This is a genomic window from Sphaerospermopsis torques-reginae ITEP-024 (assembly GCF_019598945.1).
Lineage (GTDB): Bacteria > Cyanobacteriota > Cyanobacteriia > Cyanobacteriales > Nostocaceae > Sphaerospermopsis.
In genome coordinates, this window is record NZ_CP080598.1 from 890,574 (window position 1) to 913,036 (window position 22,463).

Consider the following 22,463-nt stretch of genomic DNA (forward strand, 5'->3'; position numbering starts at 1 on the left):
TTTAATTAGTATTAAATTCTAGTATCATCACTGCTTTTTTAATGAATTTGATATGCGGGAATATAGTTTTAATGAAAGCATATCTATTAAAAAAGCAGAAACACCTGCAACTACATTCACTGAGTAAAAAAACTCCTGTGAATGTAGTTGATACCAGCTTCTAATTTCTAGGAGAACTTCATGGCGGCTTTAATGGAAAGAATCCGGCAGGGGAATAACTCAATATTTGAGGAAGTGAATTTATTCCTGTCTGAGACAAAAAGCAATCGGTTTACTCAAGCAAAAAAACAAGCGGAAGAACTGCGTCAATTCCAGCAGCAACTCAAGCAAACAACCGATGAGTTTTTGACAAATGCTGCTAAAGAACGCATTGCTCAAACTAACCAGCAAGCAAAAGAGTTGGACGAGTTCTATCAGCAACTCAAGCAAGCAACCGATGAGTTTTTAGCAAATGCTGCCAAAAAGCGCATTGCTCAAACTAACCAGCAAGCAAAAGAGTTGGATGAGTTCTATCAGCAACTCAAGAAAACCACCGATGAGTTTTTAGCAAATGCTGCTAAAGAACGTATTGCTAAAGCTGAGGCACAAGCGAAAGAGTTGAGTGATTTCCATCAGCAACTTGAGCAAACCACCGATGAATTTTTAGCAAATACGGCTAAAGAACGTATTGCTAAAGCTGAGGCACAAGCGAAAGAGTTGAGTGATTTCCATCAGCAACTTGAGCAAACCACCGATAAATTTTTAGCAAATACGACTAAAGAACGTATTGCTAAAGCTGAGGCACAAAAGCAGTATCTGCGTCAATTCCGTCAGGATTTATTTGCGAGTGTTATTGGCAATTCCCGTCATAATTAATACTCACAATCCCTCTGACTGTTAGATAATTGGGCTATATAGTAATTCCCCCTAATCCAATAGTTGTAAAACTGTGAAGATCAGGGGGTGAATAATAAAAATCAACAATGAGTTTTGGCGTTAAACAATGATAGTCTCAGTTTACACCTTAGTCAAGCTAAAAACAACAGCTACTGGAAAAATAACTTGACTACAGTTATATAACTAAGCTCTCTGCTGGAAACTATATAGATTAACTCTAGCACATTCCAATTAAAAAAGATAGCAATCTTTTTCCCTTCTTTCCAAGTTATTTTCCAACTATCGTGAATTTATGACTATCATGAATATGAATCAGAAAAGAGCAGTTCTTCGAGTTCGCCCAGGGCAGTTTGTGGTGACACCTGCTATTGAAAAAGTAGCATCTCGGGCTTTACTTTATCTCAAGTCAGGTTTTCCTATTCACTTACGGGGTCCAGCTGGAACAGGTAAAACTACTTTAGCTCTGCATTTGGCTCATTGTTTAGACAGGCCAGTAATGTTATTGTTTGGAGATGACGAATTTAAGAGTTCAGATTTGATTGGAAGTGAATCAGGATACACTCACAAAAAGTTACTCGATAATTATATTCACAGTGTTGTAAAAATCGAAGACGAATTCAGACAGAATTGGGTAGATTCTCGACTAACTTTAGCTTGTCGGGAAGGATTTACATTGGTATATGATGAATTTAATCGTTCACGTCCTGAAGTTAATAACGTTTTGCTTTCAGCCTTAGAAGAAAAAATTATCAGTCTTCCCCCTAGTAGTAATCAACCAGAATATTTAAATGTTAATCCCCAGTTTCGGGTAATTTTTACCTCTAATCCAGAAGAGTATTGCGGCGTTCACTCTACACAAGATGCTTTAATGGATAGACTGGTAACTATTAATATGCCAGAACCAGACGAGTTGACTCAAACTGAGATATTAATTCAGAAAACGAATCTAGATAGAGAATCTGCTTATTTTATCGTGCATTTAGTTAAATCATTTCGTCAGGCTACAGGGGCTGAAAAAACTTCCGGCTTGCGGTCTTGTTTAATGATTGGTAAAGTTTGTGCAGATAACGGTATTGTAGCAACAGCAGAAAATGAGAATTTTCGGGATATTGCTATGGATATTTTATTCAACCGCACAAATTTATCTATCAGCGAGTGTACATCTATTTTGGTAGATTTGCTGAATCAGACTTCTACAAGCGTAGCCCAGGCTTTAGAGATTATGAATGTAGATGAGGAGTTTCATAACGGTAATTCTCTAAATGAAGTTTCCCAGCCTAACACTGATTTAGAAAATTTAGAAAATATAGTTCCTTTTGAGAAGGAAGTTTATCATTACTTAACTGAGCATAAAAGTGAAGGAATAAATGGACTGCAAAAAGCTTTGAATCTAGACAAGAATGTAATATTCAATGCTCTTCATTCTTTAAAGCAAAAGTCTTTGGTTAACAAAGTTAATGGTCTTTATACTATTCAAGAGTTGAATCACTCGTGACTTCTACCCCAATATTGCCAACACGTCAAACAAACCCAAGTCGAACTATTACCACATCTACCCAAGGTTCGACTTTGGCGGACATTCTCGAAAGAGTTTTAGATAAAGGTATTGTCATTGCTGGTGATATATCTGTATCTATTGCTTCTACCGAACTTCTACATATTCGTATTCGCTTGTTAATTTCCTCCGTTGATAAAGCTAAAGAGATGGGTATCAATTGGTGGGAAAATGACCCTTATCTCAGCACTAAGGCGCAAAGTCTGGTTGAAGAAAACCAACGACTCCAACAGCGCCTAGAGAGCTTGGAAGCGCAAATGAACGTAATGAAATCAGCAATAGAAGAAGGGCAACTAACCTTAGCTAATACGGAAGCTAGTTTTGAGGAAGAGAAGCAAAAAGTGATACCATTATCCATAGATAACACCATAGAAGAAGAGGAGGAATCTGTCATAGAAGAGGAGCAATTGACTTTAGCTAATACGGAAAATATTTCTGGGGAAATAGAGCAAGAAAGTATATCATTGTTATCCATAGATCCCCCCGTTGATGTCTAATTGCAATTTAGGAGTTATCCAAATTTAGATTAATCAAAACTGGAACTCCTGAAATTTTAATCATTGTGAAAAAACTTAGTGAAAAAAACTTAAAGTTTTAGATGACATCATGGACATGGTTGACACTCCAATTAATAATTCTCAAGATTTACTAACTACTGGTTCTAAATCCAAGAATGAAGCGGGTTTAGCTCCTTTATTGTTGACGTTACTAGAATTGGTGCGTCAACTAATGGAAGCTCAAGTAATTCGGCGGATGGAACAAGAATGCTTGAGCGAATCAGAGTTGGAGCGAGCAGCAGAAAGTTTACAAAAGTTGGAAGAGCAAATTTTACATTTGTGTGAAATATTTGAAATTAATCCAGATGAGTTAAATGTAAATTTAGGAGATTTTGGTACTCTTTTGCCTCCTCCAGGATCTTATTATCCAGGAGAACCTAGTAACAATCCTTCTATATTGGAATTACTGGATCGGCTTTTAAATACGGGAATTGTTGTAGAGGGTGAAATAGATATAGGTATAGCTGAGTTGGATCTGATTCATGCTAAATTGCAGTTAGTTCTGACCTCCAAACCAATTGGAGCAATTAAATCAGAAGAAACATAGGATTCGTAAAATAGAGTTTAAGTTTAAATAGAGTTTAATTAATTTGCAGATTATGAATTTTGGTCTTTATTTGTACGGTATTTTCCCTGAATCAATTCCTAATTCTCTGGAACTTAAAGGATTAGATGGACAAACTGTTCAGAGTCAAGTAGTTGATGGATTTACTTTTTTATATTCAGAAGCTTGTCAAGAAAAATATTTAGCTTCTCGCCGAAATTTATTGGCTCATGAAAGAGTTTTAGAAGAAGCAATGAAGGCGGGATTTCATACGCTTCTACCTTTGCGCTTTGGATTAGTTGTTAAAGATTGGGAAGAAATTAATAGACAACTTATTCAACTATATAAGCAGCAGTTAGAAGAATTATTTAGCAAGTTAGCAGGACAAAGAGAAGTAAGTATTAAGATTCTTTGGAATACTAAGTCTGAAGTCCAAGCAATGATGGAATCTAATCCAGATTTAAAACAGCAGCGGGACAAGATGGAAGGGAAAAACTTAAGCATGGAAGAGATTATTGGTATTGGGCAGTTAATTGAAAGTAATTTGCAGGCTCGTAAAGAAGCTGTAATTCAAGCTTTCTTGGAGGAATTAAATCCTTTAGCAACAGAGGTGATAGAAAGTGAACCGATGAATGAAGAAATGATATACAATGCTGCATTTCTCATTCCTTGGAACAGCGAATCTGTATTTAGTGAGCGCGTGGAAGCTATTGATCAGAAATTTGGCGATCGCCTACGTATTCGTTACAATAATTTTACTGCTCCCTACACATTCGCACAGCTTGTTTCTGAGTAGCCAACCTAATTTCTGGCAGCCCAAAACTGTGATGTTAAAAAGTTGATTTTTGCTGAAAATAACTTAACAACTCAATAGGATTTATCAATATGTTAATGAAAATTTTACTAGCACCCATAACTGGACCCATTAGTGGAGTTGTCTGGATTGCAGAGAAAATCCAAGAGCGTACAAATACAGAGTTTGATGCTCAAGAAAATTTGCATAAACGATTATTAAGTTTACAGCTTGCCTTCGATCTCGGCGAAATTAGTGAAGAAGAATTTGAGGCTCAAGAAGAGGAAATTCTTTTAAAAATTCAAGCGTTGGAAGAGGAAGCCAGCAGAGATGCTGAAGCTGAAGAATTACAGCTTGCCTTCGATCTCGGCGAAATTAGTGAAGAAGAATTTGAGGCTCAAGAAGAGGAAATTCTTTTAAAAATTCAAGCGTTGGAAGAGGAAGCCAGCAGAGATGCTGAAGTTGAAGAATTACAGCTTGTCTAAATTATCAGTACAATCCTGATGATGGCTAGATTGCATAGATTATTGTTTACCTGCTATAATCTCTGACAATCTTCAAACCCTTTACTGGTAATGACAACGTCTACTTACCTGGCAATTATCTTGAAGATAAGAGTAGAAAACCCGCATTAGCGGGTTAAAAATTAAACAAAAATTAATATTCAATCTCAAAAGTGTGGTAATTATGCGGTTCACTAGTTTCCTTTTTCTGAGATATATTTTGAACAGTTGTTGAGTGAGGTTGACGTAATTTATGAATGGTTTTTTCCGTTTCTTCGATCTGATGATTTAGAACATCTAACCGTTGTTGGAGTACAAACACTCTTTCTTTAATTCCATATAACTCTCGTTGGATACGTTGCTTTTCAGTCACCATTTTATAAAGCTCTAATTGACTTGAAGCATCTGATTTATTTCTAGGCATCGTACTAACTTTAGCCCTGATCAAACCACGATTGCGAATGTTTTTCATGAAAAGTACCTAAATATTTTCAACATTATAACTATTTTTATTCAATTGTAAACGCCTAAATACTCAAATAATAGATTTTTTTTATAAATTCAGAAAATATAAAGTTTTAAGAAGGTTTTAATAATTATTAAAAATTTGTCAGTAATTGGTTGTATGTTTCTATGGAAAAAAGATGGAATTAGAAAACTTTTACACTTATGCTTTTTTAGAAACTCCTAGCTTTCCCCTAACCTTACCACAAGGAATTGCTAGTCAAGTAGTTTTGATTAATGGTACTCAACTTTCTGCTATTGTCGAGCCTGGGATATATTTAGACTCTTGCCAAAAAAATGATGCTGAAATTATCCAGATGGCTTTATGTCATGATCGAGTTATTTGTGAAATTTTTGAGCAAATTACAATTTTACCATTAAGATTTGGCACTTGTTTTAAGTCTCAAACGAAACTACTTAACTATCTAGAATTGCATAGTCAAGAATATCGCAAACAGCTAGCAAAAATCAAAGGTAAAGTCGAATTTTGTTTAAAACTAATTCCTAATTCCTTACCTGAAACAGAACCATTTACGGAAAAAGGCAGGAATTACTTTTTAGCTAAAAAACAACAATATCAAAATAGACAAAACTTTGCTATTGCTCAAGATATAGAAAAACAGAACTTAATTGATGTCATCAGAAATGTACATCAATTGCCAATAGTTATTCAAGACAAGCAAGAAGAAGTAAGAATTTATATTTTGGTTAGCTCTCCAGATAAAAAATTAATTTTAGAACAATTTTTAAGTTGGCAAAAAGCTTGCCCACGTTGGGATTTATCTTTGGGAGATAGTCTTCCACCTTACCACTTTATTTAATGCTTATTAACTATTATTTGATTGATTTTGAAAATTATGAACCAGTACGATTCACTTAATTTACTTATGTTTAGCGGCAAAGGCGGAGTCGGTAAAACCACCATGTCTTGCTGTTTTGCGCGTTATTGGGCGACAAAGTTCCCGGAAGAAAAAATCTTATTATTGTCCACAGATCCGGCACATTCTTTAGGAGATGTATTACTTGCAAAAGTGACAGATGATGCTGCACCAATAGCAGATTTACCCAATTTGAGTATTCAGGCTTTAGATGCTCAAAAACTGCTATTAGAATTTAGGGCAAAATATAGTCAATTTTTAGAACTATTAGTGGAAAGAGGAAGTTTAGCTGATGGAGAAGATTTAGCCCCAGTTTGGGATTTAAACTGGCCCGGCTTAAACGAACTGATGGGATTACTAGAAATACAAAGGTTACTATCAGACAAAAGCGTTGATCGCATAGTAGTTGATATGGCACCTTCTGGACATACCTTGAATTTATTGCGCTTAAAGGATTTTCTAGATGTAATTTTAAATTCATTAGAATTATTCCAAAAGAAGCATCAAGTGATCACAGAAACTTTCACAGGTAGTTATACCCGTGATGAAGTTGACAACTTTTTAGCTGATCTCAAATTTCAATTATCAGAAGGTAGAAGACTACTACAAGATAATCACTTTACAGGTTGTTTAGTAATTGCCATTGCTGAACCGATGTGTTTGGCAGAAACAGAGAGATTTTTAGAACAGTTAAAAACCTTAGATGTTCCCTACTCAGGAATATTAATCAATCGAATTTTGACAGATGCCAATATAGATCCAGATCGTTATGCAGAGCAGGAAAAATACCTACAAAAGTTCTTAAATATTTCCCAAAATCAACCAGTTTTTATTGTCCCACAACAGCCATCAGCCCCATTAGGTAATTTAGAATTAGATCATCTAGCCGCACAAATTCAAAAAATTGAGCAAGTTGAACTAGTATCGGCTCCAGTCATTACATGGCCAGTGAGAATACCACCAAGCTTTAGTGATTTTTTAGCAGCAGGATGTCAACTAATTATTGTCGGCGGCAAAGGCGGAGTCGGCAAAACCACAGTATCAGCAGCAATGGGTTGGGCTTTTGCCAATCATTATCCTGAGCAAAAAATTCGTGTTATTTCCATAGATCCTGCTCATTCTTTGGGAGATGCATTTGGAGAAAAATTAGGGCATCAGGCCAAATTATTAGCTCCTAATTTAAGCGGACAAGAAATTGATGCTGACAAAATATTAGATCAGTTTCGTACTGATTATCTTTGGGAATTAGCGGATATGATTAGTGGTGAAGGAACAGCAACAGACACAAATGTCAATATGGCTTATCTGCCAGAGGCTTGGAGACAGATCATGTCTCAAGCTTTACCAGGAATTGATGAAATGCTATCCCTAATTACCATTATAAATTTATTAGAAAGTAACCAGCAAGATTTGATTATTTTAGATACTGCTCCTACAGGTCATCTGCTACAATTCTTAGCAATGCCCTCAGCTTTAGGAGATTGGTTATCTTGGATATTTAAGCTATGGATGAAATATCAAGACGTTTTGGGTCGAGTTGATTTCATTGGACGGCTACGTAATCTGCGCCAACAAGTTATCCAAGCTCAAAAGAAATTGAAAGACCCCAAACACACCCAATTTATAGGTGTAATTCAGGCAGAGGAAGCAATTATAGCTGAACATATCCGCTTAACAGAATCTCTGAAAAAAATGGGAATTCAACAACGCTATGTGGTGCAAAATCGCTACACTCAAAATTCAGAAATCAATCAGGGATTATTTTCAGAACAAACGATTATTCGTTTGCCTCAATTACCCAGGTCGGTAGAACCAATAGACCGAATTAAAGGCGCGGCTGATCTTTTATTTGCATTTGAGGAACTAACCTCCAATTAAAGAACAATTTAGCCGCAACAATATTTTTGCAAGTTCATTTTAGAAAGGGATGTCATGAGTGATTTATTCAAAGGATTTGAGCAGTTCATAGAATTGGTCAAGACGTTAGAAGAAAAAATTGACAGTGGAGAAGTGAAAACTGATGTGCAGTTTAACACAAGATCCCTCAGTAGTATTCCCAGAACAGGCAATATTCCCCGTGGGAGTAGTAGCAATATAGGGACTAGTCGGATCCGCACTCCTTCCTCTCCTTCTGCTTCTCCTTCTCCTTCCTCTCCAGCCGCTAATGCAGGTTCATCAGAGCCGATCATACCACCTGATTCTAATTCCGGTATGACCCTCAAAGATATCGGCGGACTGAGTGAAGTTCTCAAAGAACTCAAAGAACTAATTGCTGTTCCTTTAAAACGCCCTGATTTGCTGGTTAAATTGGGACTAGAACCCACACATGGCGTACTGTTGGTAGGACCTCCAGGTACCGGTAAAACTCTGACAGCCAGGGCCTTGGCTGAGGAATTAGGAGTTAACTATATTGCTCTAGTCGGACCAGAAGTAATCAGCAAATATTACGGAGAAGCAGAACAAAGACTGCGAGGTATCTTTGAAAAAGCCGCCAAAAATGCTCCCTGTATTATTTTTATTGATGAAATTGATAGCCTCGCCCCAGATCGCAGTGCAGTGGAAGGGGAAGTAGAAAAACGTTTAGTTGCTCAGTTATTAAGCTTGATGGATGGTTTCACCCAAACTCAAGGGGTGATTGTTCTAGCAGCTACTAACCGCCCTGACCATCTTGATCCAGCCCTACGTCGTCCAGGAAGATTTGACCGGGAAATTCAGTTTCGCATTCCAGACAACAACGGACGCAAAGAAATATTACAAGTTCTGACTCGTAATATGCCTGTGGATGATACGGTGAATTTGGAATTTATCAGCGATCGCACTGTTGGATTTGTAGGTGCTGACTTAAAAGCCGTATGTCAAAAAGCAGCTTACATCGCTTTACGCCGTCAAGTTCCTTCGATTGATGTGCAAGTTCCTGACACTATGACGGTGAATCAATCGGATTTTATACAAGCACTCAAAGAAATCAAACCAGCAGTGCTTCGTAGCATGGAAGTTGAAGTCCCCCATGTGGAATGGGAAGATATTGGTGGTTTGGAGACAATTAAGCGAACCCTACAGGAATCCGTCGAAGGAGCTTTACTGTATCCAGAACTTTACCGCCAAACCAAGGCCGTAGCACCCAGGGGCATCTTACTTTGGGGTCCTCCAGGAACTGGTAAAACTTTATTAGCTAAGGCCGTAGCTTCCCAAGCCAGAGCTAATTTTATTGGTATCAATGGTCCAGAGTTACTTACTCGTTGGGTGGGATCTAGTGAACAAGCTGTGCGAGAATTATTTGCTAAAGCCAGGCAAGCTGATCCCTGTGTCATATTTATTGATGAAATTGATACCTTAGCTCCAGCACGGGGAACTTACACCGGTGATTCGGGAGTTAGTAACCGCGTAGTCGGGCAATTACTCACTGAATTGGATGGTTTAGAGACGGGAACTAATATTTTAGTGATTGGCGCTACTAATCGTCCTGATGCCCTTGACCCTGCTTTATTACGGGCAGGAAGATTAGACTTGCAACTCAAGGTTGATTTACCTGATTTAGCCAGCCGTCTAGAAATTTTGCGAGTCTACACTGAGGGCAGACCTCTATTAGATGTGGATCTAGAATATTGGGCTAAGGCGACAGAGGGCTGGAACGGAGCAGATTTAGTTTTGCTGTGTAATCAGGCTGCTGTGAAAGCAATTCGCCGTTTTCGAGACCAAGGGGAAACAGACCCGGCTGCTATTAGGATTACTCTTGATGATTTCCAGTATTCTTATCAAATTCTAATGGAGCAGCGAACCGTTAGCTAGAGGCAAATCGGGGCAACCACGGGGGATTGCCCCTACTTTTTTTGTTAACCTCCGGGAGTCAGAAGTAAGGTGTGTTTATGTTCCTGGACGTGAGCGAATATGATCAGGTATATGGTAGCGATCGCCTAATATCTCCAACAATGGACCATTAACATCAAATTTCACTTTACTGACTGAGGCTACTAAAATATTGACTCGATAGCGATAACATCCCAAATCAATTCCTAGTAAGCTACAAAGTATAATCCGAATTGTGGCTTTATGGGAAACTACTAAAACATTACCTTCTGGGTGTTTGTCTATAATTTCAGTAATCACGGGTATTGCCCGGTTAGCAATTTCTACGGCTGTTTCTCCTCCTAGAGGAGCATTCCAAGCAGGTTCTGACAACCATTTGATATAGTTTTCTGTGTAGTTCTCTTGTACAAAGGATTTACTTTTGGTTTCCCATGCACCATAACTACCTTCTCTGAGTCCTTCTCTCACCTGCATATCTATTCCCACCGCATCACAAAATGGTTTGGCAGTGGCAATGGTGCGTTTCATGGGACTAACATAAACCCCTTTCCATTGCAATTGTTTATAAACATCGGCAAAACTTTCTGCCATCTGTATTCCTGCGGTTGTCAATTCTGCATCGGTTTCACCACAGAAATTGCCATTTTGACTAAAAGTTGTTTCCCCATGTCGCAGTAAATATAAATTGAGTGCCATAGGTTTGATTGCAATTGGTAATCAGGAATTTGTGCAAAAATAAATTACCATCAATCTTGCAATTGAATATGTGACACCAGGACAAAGTGATTAGTTAAAACAGTCAATTTAAGACTAATAGCAATATACAGCACTTTCCTTTGTAATGAGGTACACGATTGGCGGGCAAGATGCCTGTTCCACAAGAGTTCATAATATTATGATTATACAATTTAGCTGTGTAACAGCTTATCAATATATAAAGGGTAAAGGTTAAAGGTTTTTCTTTACCTTTTCCCTTTACCCCATTAACGGAATAACGTCAATATGTTATTCAAAATTAACCAACTTTAGTTAACAGTAACTCGCGGGTTTCTGCTTTCCTCACCTTCACCTGGCCATCATCATCAACATCCACAATAGCTGTATCACCTTCGATGATCTGACTAGATAAAATAGCCTCAGCTAAGGAGTCTTCCAAAAGTCTCATAATAGCCCTGCGTAAAGGTCTAGCACCATAACTAGGATCATAACCTTCTCTCACCACCAGTTCCTTAAAGGCTGCTGTGACTTCTAATTTGATGCCTTTTTCAGTTAAGCGGTTAGCAACCTCACCCAGCATAATGTCAGCAATTTGCTTGACTTCTTCCTTGTTCAACTGACTGAAGACGATAATTTCATCAAGACGGTTTAAGAACTCAGGACGGAAATAATTCTTTAGTTCTTCGTTTACCAAGTTGCGGATACGTTGATAACTTGCATTAGCTTGGTTATCAAATTCAAACCCTAAACTCATACCACCTTTTTCAATTACCTTAGAACCAATGTTAGATGTCAAGATAATTAAGGTGTTCTTGAAGTCTACTTTCCGACCTTTGGCATCCGTAAGATGACCGTCATCTAAAAGTTGCAGCAGCATATTAAATACATCGGGGTGCGCTTTTTCGATTTCGTCGAAAAGTAGCACTGTGTAGGGTTTGCGCCGCACTGCTTCCGTTAATTGTCCGCCTTCGTCGTAGCCTACATAACCTGGAGGTGAACCGATGAGCTTGGAAACATTATGGCTTTCCATGTATTCGGACATATCTAAGCGAATCATAGAATCTTCAGAACCGAAGAAGTAAGCCGCTAATGCTTTGGCTAGTTCGGTTTTTCCTACCCCTGTAGGACCAGAGAAGATAAAGCTGGCGATGGGGCGATTAGGATTTTTTAAACCCACACGGGCGCGCCGAATAGCGCGAGAAACGGCTGTAACTGCTTGTTCTTGACCGATCAGGCGTGTGTGTAGGGTGTCTTCTAAATGTAGTAATAACTCTGATTCAGATTCAGTTAGTTTATTTACTGGTACACCTGTCCAAGAAGCGACGATCTCGGCAATGTCTTCTTCGTCAACGCTGGGAATGTTGAGAGTTTGCAGGTTTTCTTCTAGATCGAGTTTGGTTTGCAGTTCTATTTCTTCTTGACGCAGTTTACTTGCTTTACCAAAGTCTTGAACTCTGACTGCTTCTGCTTTTTCTTTGCTGACGTTTTTCAGTTGCAGTTTCATTTCTTTGTTGTTGATGATGCGGGAGTGACGTAAACGCACACGAGAACCAGCTTCATCTATTAAGTCTATGGCTTTATCTGGTAAGAAGCGATCGCTAATATAACGATCTGATAACTGTGCTGCTGCTATTATTGCATCATCGGCAATGGTAACTTTATGGTGTTGTTCATAAGCACCGCGCAAACCGTAGAGAATATCAATGGTTTCTTCTACAGATGGTTCTCCCACCAAAACCGGTTGGAAACGCCGTTCTAAAGCTGCATCCCGTTCAATGTATTTACGGTATTCATCCAAGGTAGTTGCACCAATACATTGCAGTTCACCCCTAGCTAATGCTGGTTTGAGGATGTTAGCTGCATCTAAACCGCCTTCTGTACCACCAGCACCGACAAGGGTATGAATTTCATCAATTACCAGGATGATATTACCGACGGAGCGAATTTCCTCCATGATTTTTTTCAGACGTTCTTCAAAGTCGCCCCGGAAGCGAGTTCCTGCAACCAGTAAACCCATATCCAGACTAATTACTTCTTTGTCCAGTAATACTTCAGGAACGTCTTGGTTAATGATCCGTTGAGCTAAACCTTCGGCGATCGCAGTTTTCCCAACACCAGGTTCACCGATCAACACCGGGTTATTTTTGGTACGACGACCGAGAATTTGTACAGTGCGCTCAATTTCATTTTGCCGACCCACTACCGGATCTAATCTACCTTCTTGAGCTAATTTGGTGAGATTACGCCCAAATTCTTCTATACTCAGATTTTGATTACGTCTGGTATTGCGTCCGCCACCAGCAAAAACCGTGTTATCTTCACCTAACACACTCATCACGGCATTGCGGATAGTTTGCAGGTCAACACCGAGATTTTGCAATACTTTGGCGGCTACTCCTTCCCCCGCCTCAGTTAAACCTAACAATAAATGTTCAGTGTTTATGTAATTGTGTCCAAGACTATGAGCTTCTCTAAAGGACTGCTCAAATAGACTCTTGACTTTTGGTGTAAAAGGAATTTCCGGTGGGACAAAACCAGAACCCCGACCAATAATTTTTTCTACTTCCCGACGCGCATCTTTCAGGTTCATGCCTAACTCAGCCAGCACTTTAGCAGCAACCCCTGTTCCTTCTCCCATTAAACCCAGGAGAATTTGTTCTGTACCGACAAAGTTATGTCCCAGGCGGCGTGCTTCCTCCTGAGCTAACATAATTACCCTGATGGCTTCGGACGTGAAGTGTTCAAACATAGCGGGTTCTTGCTCCCTTGCTGCTTGGACTTTGGGTGATTTAAAGGTTCACCCTGATCTAAAGTTTCTTGTATTTTCTTAAAGATAATGTATCTTTATTTAAACTTGGATGACAGTGGTGAGAGCCGTAATTAGCTCAGGTGTAGTAGCCGTCATTTGCCAGTTATGGCTAAAAATTTGGCTATTCTGGCAACTGTTGAGCCTGTCAACTTGGGTAAAGTGAAATCCTATCATCGGTAAAATTTATGACAGAATCTTCCGCAAGTAAAGACCAACAGCATCCACTCTACAACCGCGATCGCCCCCTTATTGATATTTTACTCTCTCAAGAGCCAACAGATTACAATTTAGCTGAATTAGCTCGGATGAGAATACGCTATCAAGGCTTTCCTGGCGCACGGGACATTCAACAAGGCTTAGATCAAGTTTTGCAACGTTGGGGTTTAACGGAAGCGGAACTTTTTGCCAAAACCCGCGAAATACATCAGGTTGGAGGCATTTATAAAAGTCGGGGTAAGAAGGAAGAGGAAGATTGGAATTAAGTTGGTAATTGGTAATTGGGTTTTTACTCTCCCCTGCTCCCTGCTCCCCTGCTCCCCTGCCTCTTCACCTGTCACCTGTCACCTGTCACCTGTCCCCTTATGCTCCCGTAACTTTTGTAATAACTGTTCTTGGGATAAGTTTGGAGTAGGTGTAATGGGGTTTTGGGGGATGTTTTCAGAACTTTCCACAGCAGCAGGTAAGGTGGGAGTTAAGGCTTTTTCTTGAGAAGATGGTTCAGAAGTAACTACAGGTGGTAATAACTCTGTTTGAGTGTTTAATTTGATTATTTCTGTGGTTGGTGAGGGTTTAAAAATTACTACTTTGTTGTTTTTTTCAACAGTTTTTATTTCTGGGGTGGCAGTGATATTTTTAGTGTTATTTTTAATTTCTTTAGGTGTCTGTAAAGCAGCTTTGAGAGTAGGTTGAGGTGTGATATTTTCAGATTGCTTCATAGAGGTTTTGAGAGCATCTAAGGTAAAAGCTACCTTGGTTTGTTGCTGCATATTTTCTGTAGAAGATACTAATTTACTTAGACCATTGACCAACTGTAAAAGATTTTGCCGAAATTTCGGATCTCCTGTCAGTTCATCTAAATCAGATGTAATTTTTTGGGTATTTTCAAAAGTCACCCTAGCAGCGTCTAAAGTTTGTTGCAAAAGCACAATATTTTGCGGATCATTTAAAGTTTTAGAAGCATCTTTTAAATTAGCAGAAGCTTCCGCAGCGTTAGCAGAGAGAATTTCTAAATTTTTCAATAATTCTCCTTCTGTTAAACGATTAACCGCAGGTGATAAACTACCAACTGTTTGACGTAGTTGGTTACTGGTTTGGGTAATATTATTTAAAGTCCCAACTAAAGCAGCACGATTTGTAGTTAATAACTCATCTAAGTTATTTAATAATCTACTTGCTTGTTTGGCAGTTGTACTAAAATCATTCGCTGTTGCACCTAATTGATTTGCGGTTTTTGTTGTTGTGGTTGTCAGTTCATTTGTTGCTCTTTGTATGGTGACAGCAGTATTAGAAAATGTGCCTAATTGTCCTTGAAAACTTCTGCTGACACTTTGCATTTCTCGACTGAGTTTAGCAATACTATCAGCCGCATTCGCAGAAGTTACTAAAAGACGATTAACGTTGTCGTAAAATTCCTTATTATTATATTGAGCCGCAAAATCAGATGATTCTCTAATCAGTTCATCAACGCTAATTCCAATCTCACCTTTTAATTTAGCAGATTGGTTACAAATAATCAAATTAGGATTACAATCTTTATCTAATGGTCTGGCAATATCTTGAGGAACTTGTGCATTAGGTGGTGGAGTAATATCAATGATACTTTCATTAATTAATCCACTTTGATTTGCTTCAATTTTAGAATCAGCAGGAATTTTTAATTGAGGATCGTTGATTTCAATTTCTACATCAACAGCATTTGCCCCGGTTTTGATACTAGAAATACTACCCACTTTCACACCACGATAACGAACTGGTGAGCCTTTTTGCATTCCTCCAGCGTTAGCAAATTCAACCACAGCTTTATAAGAACTGCTTCCGGGCGTGATTCTATTTAACCATAGCAATATTACCCCAAATGCTCCTAAACCTAGTAAGATTAATAAACCTACCGATCCTTCTCTAAAAGTTCGTGTAGAAGTGAAGCCACTAATTAGACCTCGCATTTTTTCGCGCTCCATAAAAATAGTCCTGATTGGTAATTGGTAATTGGTAATTTGTAATTTGTAATTTGTAATTTGTAAATACTGGGAATAGAAAATAGGAAATAATTATTTTTATTCTGAATCCTGACTCCTTGAACTCCTGACTCCCTGAACTCCTGACTCCTGACTCCTGAAATATATTATCAACCAGCAACTTGAATTGGACCATGTATACTACCACTCATAAATTGTCTGATTAAAGAATTTTCAGTATGATCTATTTCACTTACTTTACCTTGCCATTGCACTTTTCCTTGATAAAGAAATATCAACTTGTCAGATGTCCGGCGAATGGTACTATCTTGGTGGGTAACGATGCAGTAGGTACTACAGACTCCTTGTGTATGTTGTAAATTGCGAATTAAATCCTCAATTACTGTTGAAGCAATAGGATCAAGTCCGGCTGTAGGTTCATCGTATAATAAAACTTCTGGGTTGTCTTTGGGATTTTCGGGATTAGACATAATTGCACGCGCAAAACTTACCCGTTTTCGCATCCCTCCCGATAGTTCTGAGGGATAAAGATGACCAATACCTGGTAAACCTACCATTTCTAATTTTTCGTTAACCAGTTTGCGAATTTGCGATCGCTCCAATTTTGTATTCTGATACAATGAAAAACCGACGTTTTCATCTACATTCAAGGAGTCAAATAAAGCTGCTTGCTGAAATACCATCCCAATACCTACCGGATCAGCACCATCTTCTATTAAACCATCTCGCTTTACCCCTTGGATATAAATTTCTCCCTCATCCGGCTGTAATAACCCAGCTATAATTCTTAAAATCGTTGATTTACCAGTTCCCGAAGGTCCAATAATTCCTATTGCTTCTCCTTTGTAAATTTGCAAATCAACATCATCTAAAACCTTATTTTTACCAAAGGATTTAGAAATACCTCTTAGTTCAATTAATGGTTCTTTTTTGGGTGATTGGTGATTGGTCATTGGTGATTGGTGATTGGTAATTGGTCATTGGTAATTGGTAATTGGTGATATTATATAAATAGTCTAATGACTAATGACTAATGACTAATGACAGATATTATCGTAATTGGTAGTGGTATCGGTGGTTTATCTGCGGCCGCGTTACTGGCACGTTATGGAAAAAGGGTTTTAGTTTGTGAAAGTCATACTATTCCCGGTGGTGCAGCGCACACTTTTAAAAGACGTGGTTTTGAGTTTGATTCTGGTCCCTCCTTTTATTGTGGTTTAAGTGGTGATCAAAGTTTAAATCCTCTCAAACAAATTCTCGATGCGATCGGCGAATCTCTCCCAGTTATACCTTACGATCCTTTAGGACATTATCATTTTCCTGAAGGCACTTTTGCAGTTTATAGTAATGCTGAACGTTACCGTCAGGAATTAGAAAAAATCACCCCTGCTGGTGCTAAGGAATTTCAACAGTTTGAACAGCGTCTTTTGGGACTTTACGACGCAATGAAAGATATTCCCACCATAGCATTGCGGGCTGATTGGCAGGTCATACCTCTATTGTTACAACGTTATTTACCTTCTTTGGGTAAAATGTTGTTAAATTTGCCCATTGTGCAAAGTTCTGTTGGTAGTGTGATGGATGCTACCATCAAAGACCCTTGGGTAAGGCGACTAATTGACCTGGAATGCTTTTTATTATCAGGTTTAAAGGCTGAAGGAACAATTGCCCCTGAAGTAGCTTTTATGCTCAGTGAACGATCCCGCGCTGGGGTTGAGTATCCCGTGGGAGGTAGTAAAGCTATTGTTAATGCTTTGGTACGGGGTTTACAGCGTTTTGGTAGGGAGTTGCGTTTGGGTTGTCATGTTGAGCAAATTTTGGTGGAAGGGGGAAAAGCTGTAGGTGTAAAATTGAGATCCCCCCAATCCCCCTTAAAAAGGGGGGCTATGAGTTATGAAGAGAGGGGTGAGATTTTAAGAGCGCCTATAGTTATTTCTAATGCGACTCTTTGGGATACTTATAATAATTTGCTACGTCCTGAAGATTTACCTGCAAGTTATCGCCAAGCTGCTTTAGATACACCAGCAGTTGATAGTTTTATGCACTTACACTTAGGAATTAAAGCTGATGGTTTGGAAAATTTAACCGGTCATCATGTGGTCATGCATGATAGCAGTCAGGATATTACTGTTCCTGGAAATACTTGCATGATTTCTATTCCTAGTGTGTGGGATAAGTCTTTAGCACCTGAAGGAAATCATGTAATTCATGCTTACACTTTAGAACCTTTTGCGGGATGGGAACGGGATGATAATTATGAAAATCGGAAGCGGGAAAAGGCGCAAAGTTTATACCGAGCTTTGGAGCGTGTTATCCCTGATGTTCGGGAGCGTGTGGTTTTGGAGTTGGTTGGTACTCCTTTAACTCATGCGGGTTATTTGCGGCGTTATCGGGGTACTTATGGTCCTGGTATAGCTGCTGGTAAGGGGATGTTTCCAAGTATGTTTACTCCTGTTAAGGGTTTGTACCGGGTTGGTGATAGTACGTTACCGGGTATTGGTGTTCCTGCTGTTGCTGCTTCGGGTATTTTGTGTGCGAATACTTTGGTTGATGTGGGGCTGGTTTTGGAGGTTTTGTAGGTTTTATTTCACGCAGAGACGCAGAAAACGCAGAGAAAAGAGATTTAAGAGAGATTTTGGGTGGGTGATGATGGGTTATTTTTCTCACGCAAAGACGCAAAGGCGCAAAAAGAGAGAAATGCAAAATTAACAAGTTTGTTTCAAGGAAATAAAGCAAAGGAATGAAATATACGATTATTATTCAATGGTCACAAGAAGATGAATGTTATGTAGTTTCACTGCCTGATTTTACTAATATAATGCAGCCTTGTACTCATGGGGAAACTTACGAGGAGGCTTTAAAAAATGCTCAGGAGGTGTTAGAAATGTTGGTTGAATCTTGTTTGGCTGATGGTGAACCGCTTCCTGAACCGCAGGTTTTAGGTAAGTCTTTAAAGGTGGCATAATTCAATAATTTATATGTAGGTTGGGTTGAAGTGATGAAACCCAACATTGATTAATTTTTTGTTTCACGCAGAGGCGCAGAGGTGCAGAGAGTAAGAGTTTAATTTTTTGGTTCGATATACTTTTATTGTAAAATATAAAAGGACTGAAGTCCTTACTACTAACAATGCAGAATCTATTTACTAAACATCGTCTATTCTGGTCTATTATTTTTATGGTTGGTGCTTTGGGATTGACTTTTTTTATCTCTCTTTCTCAAGGTGCTGTTAATTTCAATCTTGTTGATTTTTACCAAGCATTAATTAGAGAAGGCGACCCGATTAAACAAACTATTCTCTGGGATTTACGACTTCCGAGAATTATTGCAGCGATGGTTGTAGGGGCGGCTTTGGGTATGTCTGGCGCACTGTTACAGGGGATGTTGCGTAATAGTTTGGCTGACCCTTTTATCTTGGGAATTTCTGCGGGTGCTGGGTTAATTGTGATTATTATGATTGTTTTGCAGGTGTTCCCTATTGCTATTCCTTTTGCTGCTTGGTTGGGGGCAATTTTGACTTCTGCTCTTGTAATTTTTCTCGGTCGTTCTCCGGGAGGAATTTCTGTAGAAAGGTTGATTTTGGGCGGTGTTGCTGTTAGTGCTTTGTTTGGTTCTGTGCAAAGTACGTTATTATTAATGGCTGAAGATGGTCAGGTACAAATTGCTTTGAGTTGGTTGGTTGGTAGTTTAAATGGTCGCGGTTGGCAAGAAATTTCTACTGCTAGTCCTTATATTATTGTAGCTTTATTATGTGGTTGTTTGTTAGCGCGATCGCTCAATGTTTTGGCTTTGGGTGATGAGTTAACTGTGGGTTTGGGTGTTTCTTTATTACGTTCTCGTTTATTAATTGGTGGTGTGGCTACTTTATTAGCTGCTGGTGCTGTGAGTATTGCTGGTTTAATTGGTTTTGTGGGTTTACTTGTTCCCCATGCTGTACGCTTAATGGTGGGAACTGATAACCGTTTTGTTTTACCTTTTTCAGCTTTAGCTGGTGCTTGGTTATTGATGTTTGCAGATTTATTAGCGCGACTCGGTGCGGTGGAACTTCCTGTTGGTTCGGTAACTGCTTTGTTGGGTTCTCCTCTGTTTATTTGGTTGCTTTATCATCGTTCCGGTGGTTTAGGTTAGAATTACCAATTATCAATTATCAATTATCAATTATCAATTAAAAACTATGCCTTTAGAATTAGAAAATCTCTCTGGTGGTTACACCGCTTTACCCATTGTTAAAGATGTGAATTTGTCTTTGCAAACTGGAGAATGGTTAAGTTTAGTTGGTGCTAATGGTTCGGGTAAGTCTACTTTGTTAAAGTTAGTTAGTCGTATTCTTTTACCTCAAGGTGGTGTGGTTTTACTTGATGGTAAAGCTATTCATTCTCAACCCCCTAATTTAGTTGCTCAAAAGTTAGCTTTTTTACCACAACAACAACCTGTTCCTGCTGGTTTAACTGTGCGTCAATTAGTGAGTTTGGGTAGAACTCCTCATCAACAATGGTGGCAATGGGAGTTAACAGGAAATGATCGGGAAATTGTGGAATCTGCTATTAGTAAAACACAACTTGAAAAATTTAGCGATCGCCTAGTAGAAAATCTCTCTGGAGGTGAAAGACAACGGGCTTTTTTAGCTTTAGCTTTGGCACAAGAACCCAAGGTTTTATTATTAGATGAACCGACAACTTATTTAGATATCAATTATCAACTTCAGTTATTAGAATTACTCAAAAATCTCAATCTCCAACAACAATTAACTATCGTCACTGTTTTACATGAATTAAATTTAGCTGCTCGTTATAGTTCGAGAATTGCTTTATTAAAACAAGGTCAAATTTGGGAAGTTGGTACACCGGAAAATGTGTTAAATCCAAATAATATTTCTGAAGTTTTTGGTGTTGAATCTTTAATTATTCAAACTCCTGTCGGTTTACAGGTTTGTGCAGTTTCATCTTTATAAATTGACAATTGAAAATTGATAATTGACAATTATTGTATTCAATTTTTAAGAGAGCATCCCAATTTGGAAAAAATAACCGCAGCAACACCAAAAACTCTCTTTTTCCTTCTTCCCTTCGGGAACTGCTTCGCAGAACGTGGTTCGTTCATTTCACGTCTTTACCTCGCACAAAAAATAAACTTACACATTTGGGATGCTCCCAGTTTTCAAACCTCTCCTTTCTAGGATAGAAAATAAAAAATTGCCTATTTCCTCTTCTACTCCTGACTCCTGCTATAACTGTCATAATTTATCAACTGTTACAAATTCATAGCCTTTTTGTAATAGTTGGGGAATCAAAATTTTGATAGTTTCTGCTACATCTTGTCCACCACAAACTCCATCATGTAATACTATTAATGATCCATTTTGGACTTGTTTTAAAACTCGGTTAACAACAATAGAAATACCAGGACGCACCCAGTCTTCTGGAACAACACTCCACATTACTGGTCTATAATTCCACTGTTGAAATAATTGTAATGTTTTGGGTGTGAAAAAACCGTTAGGGGGACGTACATCTCTCAGTTGTTGCGGTTGTAATTCACAAGCATTATAAATTGCAATTTGGGTTTTTTCTAAACTCTGTTTCAGTTGAATTTCTGACAGGGTGGGAAATGAATGATGTTCGTAACCATGTAACCCTATCCAATGTCCTCTATCTTTAACAGCTTTAGCAATATCGGGTGAACGGTTAACACAAGCACCTAACCAAAAAAAACTAGCTGTAATGTTGTAATGTTCTAAAACTTTCAATACTTGAGGTGTGTATTGAGGATGGGGTCCATCATCAAAAGTAAGTGCGATATTTTTACTATTACTATCTCCACACCAAAGACAGTGGGGAAAAGTCGGTTGAAGTATGCGGTAAACTATCGGAAATAGAGGTGCAAATTGCATAATTGATAATTGATAATTGATAATTCGTAATTAAGATTTAATTTTTTTCAATTATCATCATGTTAATTAGCCTTGCTAAACTTCCGATATTCCCAAGGATCAACAAATTTTCTATCATTCCAAACTCCTAGCTTTTGCTGTTGTGCTTGTGCTTCTGCTTGTTGGATGATATCTTTACTGGGACACTTGCTTAAATAAGGACGATAAACTTTAGCTAAACCTTCTTCTAACAAAACTTGTTGGATAAAAGTACCATTTTTTAATCGCACTTCTGCAACTTTTCTACCATAGCGATCGCTTTCTATAATATCCAACTTCACGCGATCGCCTGACTGTTTCACCAATTCTTGTACCCGTATTTGTGCTTTTACTCCCCAATTAAATTGATTTATATCCCGAACCCGCCTACTATTTTTTTCTTTGTTGGTGTGAGGTATTTCTGGTGCATCCACACAAGCAAATCTAACTGTAAATTTTTGATCATCTGCACCTCTTAACACCAATGTATCACCATCACTTACCCTTTCTACAACTTCACCAGAGCCAGCAAATAGAATATTACATCCCATCAAACTCACAACAATGAGAACTGCACTTAAAGCAATGATAATTTTTTTAATTAATTTATTCATTTCTCTCACCAAACTATTCAGTTATCAGAATAAGGTAACAGGGAAAAGGTAATTAAAAAATTCTTGTCTTTTGCCTTTTGTCTCGTGCATAGCAATATTACTGATTTGGCAATCCCGGCTGTTAATGTATAAATTTGATACTAAATGAATCGTTGTGAGCAGATAGTTATCATCATAATTTTATATGGTTCAAATCAACGGTA

At 38.4% G+C, this 22,463-nt stretch carries 21 protein-coding genes; 14 read left to right on the plus strand and 7 right to left on the minus strand.

What is annotated here, in order from left to right; translation table 11 throughout:
* Positions 1–180: 180 nt before the first annotated feature.
* From gvpC to K2F26_RS04185, 6 genes are all read left to right on the plus strand, one after another.
* Positions 181–855, plus strand: coding sequence for a gas vesicle protein GvpC (gene gvpC, locus K2F26_RS04160; RefSeq protein ID WP_220610465.1), 675 nt, complete (start codon positions 181–183; stop codon positions 853–855).
* A 313-nt stretch (positions 856–1,168) separates the two neighbouring features.
* Complete coding sequence (gene gvpN, locus K2F26_RS04165) at positions 1,169–2,371, plus strand: gas vesicle protein GvpN (RefSeq protein ID WP_220610466.1); 1,203 nt, start codon at positions 1,169–1,171, stop codon at positions 2,369–2,371.
* Positions 2,368–2,928, plus strand: a complete 561-nt coding sequence (locus K2F26_RS04170) for a gas vesicle protein (protein ID WP_220610467.1) — start codon at positions 2,368–2,370, stop codon at positions 2,926–2,928. The genes gvpN and K2F26_RS04170 overlap by 4 nt, the downstream gene beginning before the upstream one ends.
* Positions 2,929–3,037: 109 nt before the next feature.
* Entirely contained in the window at positions 3,038–3,535 is a 498-nt protein-coding gene (locus K2F26_RS04175) for a gas vesicle protein K (protein WP_220610468.1), read from the plus strand.
* Between the two features lie 52 nt (positions 3,536–3,587).
* Positions 3,588–4,328, plus strand: a complete 741-nt coding sequence (gvpF, locus tag K2F26_RS04180; protein ID WP_220610469.1) for a gas vesicle protein GvpF — start codon at positions 3,588–3,590, stop codon at positions 4,326–4,328.
* An 89-nt stretch (positions 4,329–4,417) separates the two neighbouring features.
* Positions 4,418–4,810: a gas vesicle protein GvpG gene (locus K2F26_RS04185; RefSeq protein ID WP_220610470.1), complete on the plus strand. Its 393-nt coding sequence runs from the start codon at positions 4,418–4,420 to the stop codon at positions 4,808–4,810.
* A 172-nt stretch (positions 4,811–4,982) separates the two neighbouring features.
* On the opposite strand, the gene K2F26_RS04190 is transcribed toward K2F26_RS04185, so the two are convergent.
* Entirely contained in the window at positions 4,983–5,300 is a 318-nt protein-coding gene (locus K2F26_RS04190; protein ID WP_220610471.1) for a gas vesicle protein, read from the minus strand.
* 172 nt (positions 5,301–5,472) lie between these two features.
* Between K2F26_RS04190 and K2F26_RS04195 the strand changes: the two genes are divergently transcribed.
* The 3 genes from K2F26_RS04195 to K2F26_RS04205 all read left to right on the plus strand — a co-directional run bounded on the left by K2F26_RS04195 (position 5,473) and on the right by K2F26_RS04205 (position 9,999).
* Positions 5,473–6,153 (plus strand): GvpL/GvpF family gas vesicle protein, encoded by a 681-nt coding sequence (locus K2F26_RS04195; protein ID WP_220610472.1) that lies wholly within the window; start codon positions 5,473–5,475, stop codon positions 6,151–6,153.
* A 66-nt stretch (positions 6,154–6,219) separates the two neighbouring features.
* The gene (locus K2F26_RS04200) at positions 6,220–8,088 is read left to right on the plus strand and encodes an ArsA family ATPase (protein ID WP_220610473.1); all 1,869 of its coding nucleotides are present in this window, start codon (positions 6,220–6,222) and stop codon (positions 8,086–8,088) included.
* Between the two features lie 54 nt (positions 8,089–8,142).
* Positions 8,143–9,999 carry an AAA family ATPase gene (locus K2F26_RS04205; protein WP_220610474.1) on the plus strand — a complete coding sequence of 619 codons (1,857 nt, stop codon included), beginning with the start codon at positions 8,143–8,145 and terminating at the stop codon, positions 9,997–9,999.
* 75 nt (positions 10,000–10,074) lie between these two features.
* Here K2F26_RS04205 and K2F26_RS04210 read toward each other — a convergent pair whose 3' ends face one another.
* Positions 10,075–10,713: a histidine phosphatase family protein gene (locus K2F26_RS04210; protein WP_220610475.1), complete on the minus strand. Its 639-nt coding sequence runs from the start codon at positions 10,711–10,713 to the stop codon at positions 10,075–10,077.
* Between the two features lie 319 nt (positions 10,714–11,032).
* Complete coding sequence (locus K2F26_RS04215; protein ID WP_220610476.1) at positions 11,033–13,483, minus strand: ATP-dependent Clp protease ATP-binding subunit; 2,451 nt, start codon at positions 13,481–13,483, stop codon at positions 11,033–11,035.
* A gap of 245 nt (positions 13,484–13,728) precedes the next feature.
* Between K2F26_RS04215 and K2F26_RS04220 the strand changes: the two genes are divergently transcribed.
* Entirely contained in the window at positions 13,729–14,025 is a 297-nt protein-coding gene (locus K2F26_RS04220) for a DUF3288 family protein (protein WP_220610477.1), read from the plus strand.
* A gap of 78 nt (positions 14,026–14,103) precedes the next feature.
* Here the strand turns inward: K2F26_RS04220 and K2F26_RS04225 are convergent, their stop codons facing one another.
* Both K2F26_RS04225 and K2F26_RS04230 read right to left on the minus strand, forming a co-directional pair.
* Positions 14,104–15,705, minus strand: coding sequence for an MlaD family protein (locus K2F26_RS04225; protein ID WP_220611770.1), 1,602 nt, complete (start codon positions 15,703–15,705; stop codon positions 14,104–14,106).
* 182 nt (positions 15,706–15,887) lie between these two features.
* Positions 15,888–16,691: an ABC transporter ATP-binding protein gene (locus K2F26_RS04230; RefSeq protein ID WP_220610478.1), complete on the minus strand. Its 804-nt coding sequence runs from the start codon at positions 16,689–16,691 to the stop codon at positions 15,888–15,890.
* 87 nt (positions 16,692–16,778) lie between these two features.
* Between K2F26_RS04230 and K2F26_RS04235 the strand changes: the two genes are divergently transcribed.
* The 4 genes from K2F26_RS04235 to K2F26_RS04250 all read left to right on the plus strand — a co-directional run bounded on the left by K2F26_RS04235 (position 16,779) and on the right by K2F26_RS04250 (position 20,689).
* Positions 16,779–18,317, plus strand: a complete 1,539-nt coding sequence (locus K2F26_RS04235) for a phytoene desaturase family protein (protein ID WP_220610479.1) — start codon at positions 16,779–16,781, stop codon at positions 18,315–18,317.
* A gap of 161 nt (positions 18,318–18,478) precedes the next feature.
* A complete protein-coding gene (locus tag K2F26_RS04240; protein WP_220610480.1) occupies positions 18,479–18,703 on the plus strand; it encodes a type II toxin-antitoxin system HicB family antitoxin in 225 nt (74 codons plus the stop codon).
* Positions 18,704–18,867: 164 nt separating this feature from the next.
* A complete protein-coding gene (locus K2F26_RS04245; protein WP_220610481.1) occupies positions 18,868–19,866 on the plus strand; it encodes a FecCD family ABC transporter permease in 999 nt (332 codons plus the stop codon).
* A gap of 46 nt (positions 19,867–19,912) precedes the next feature.
* A complete protein-coding gene (locus tag K2F26_RS04250; RefSeq protein ID WP_220610482.1) occupies positions 19,913–20,689 on the plus strand; it encodes an ABC transporter ATP-binding protein in 777 nt (258 codons plus the stop codon).
* 282 nt (positions 20,690–20,971) lie between these two features.
* On the opposite strand, the gene K2F26_RS04255 is transcribed toward K2F26_RS04250, so the two are convergent.
* Together K2F26_RS04255 and K2F26_RS04260 are read right to left on the minus strand one after the other, a co-directional pair.
* Entirely contained in the window at positions 20,972–21,628 is a 657-nt protein-coding gene (locus K2F26_RS04255) for a polysaccharide deacetylase family protein (RefSeq protein ID WP_220610483.1), read from the minus strand.
* Between the two features lie 62 nt (positions 21,629–21,690).
* A complete protein-coding gene (locus tag K2F26_RS04260) occupies positions 21,691–22,260 on the minus strand; it encodes a thermonuclease family protein (RefSeq protein WP_220610484.1) in 570 nt (189 codons plus the stop codon).
* Between the last annotated feature and the right edge of the window lie 203 nt (positions 22,261–22,463).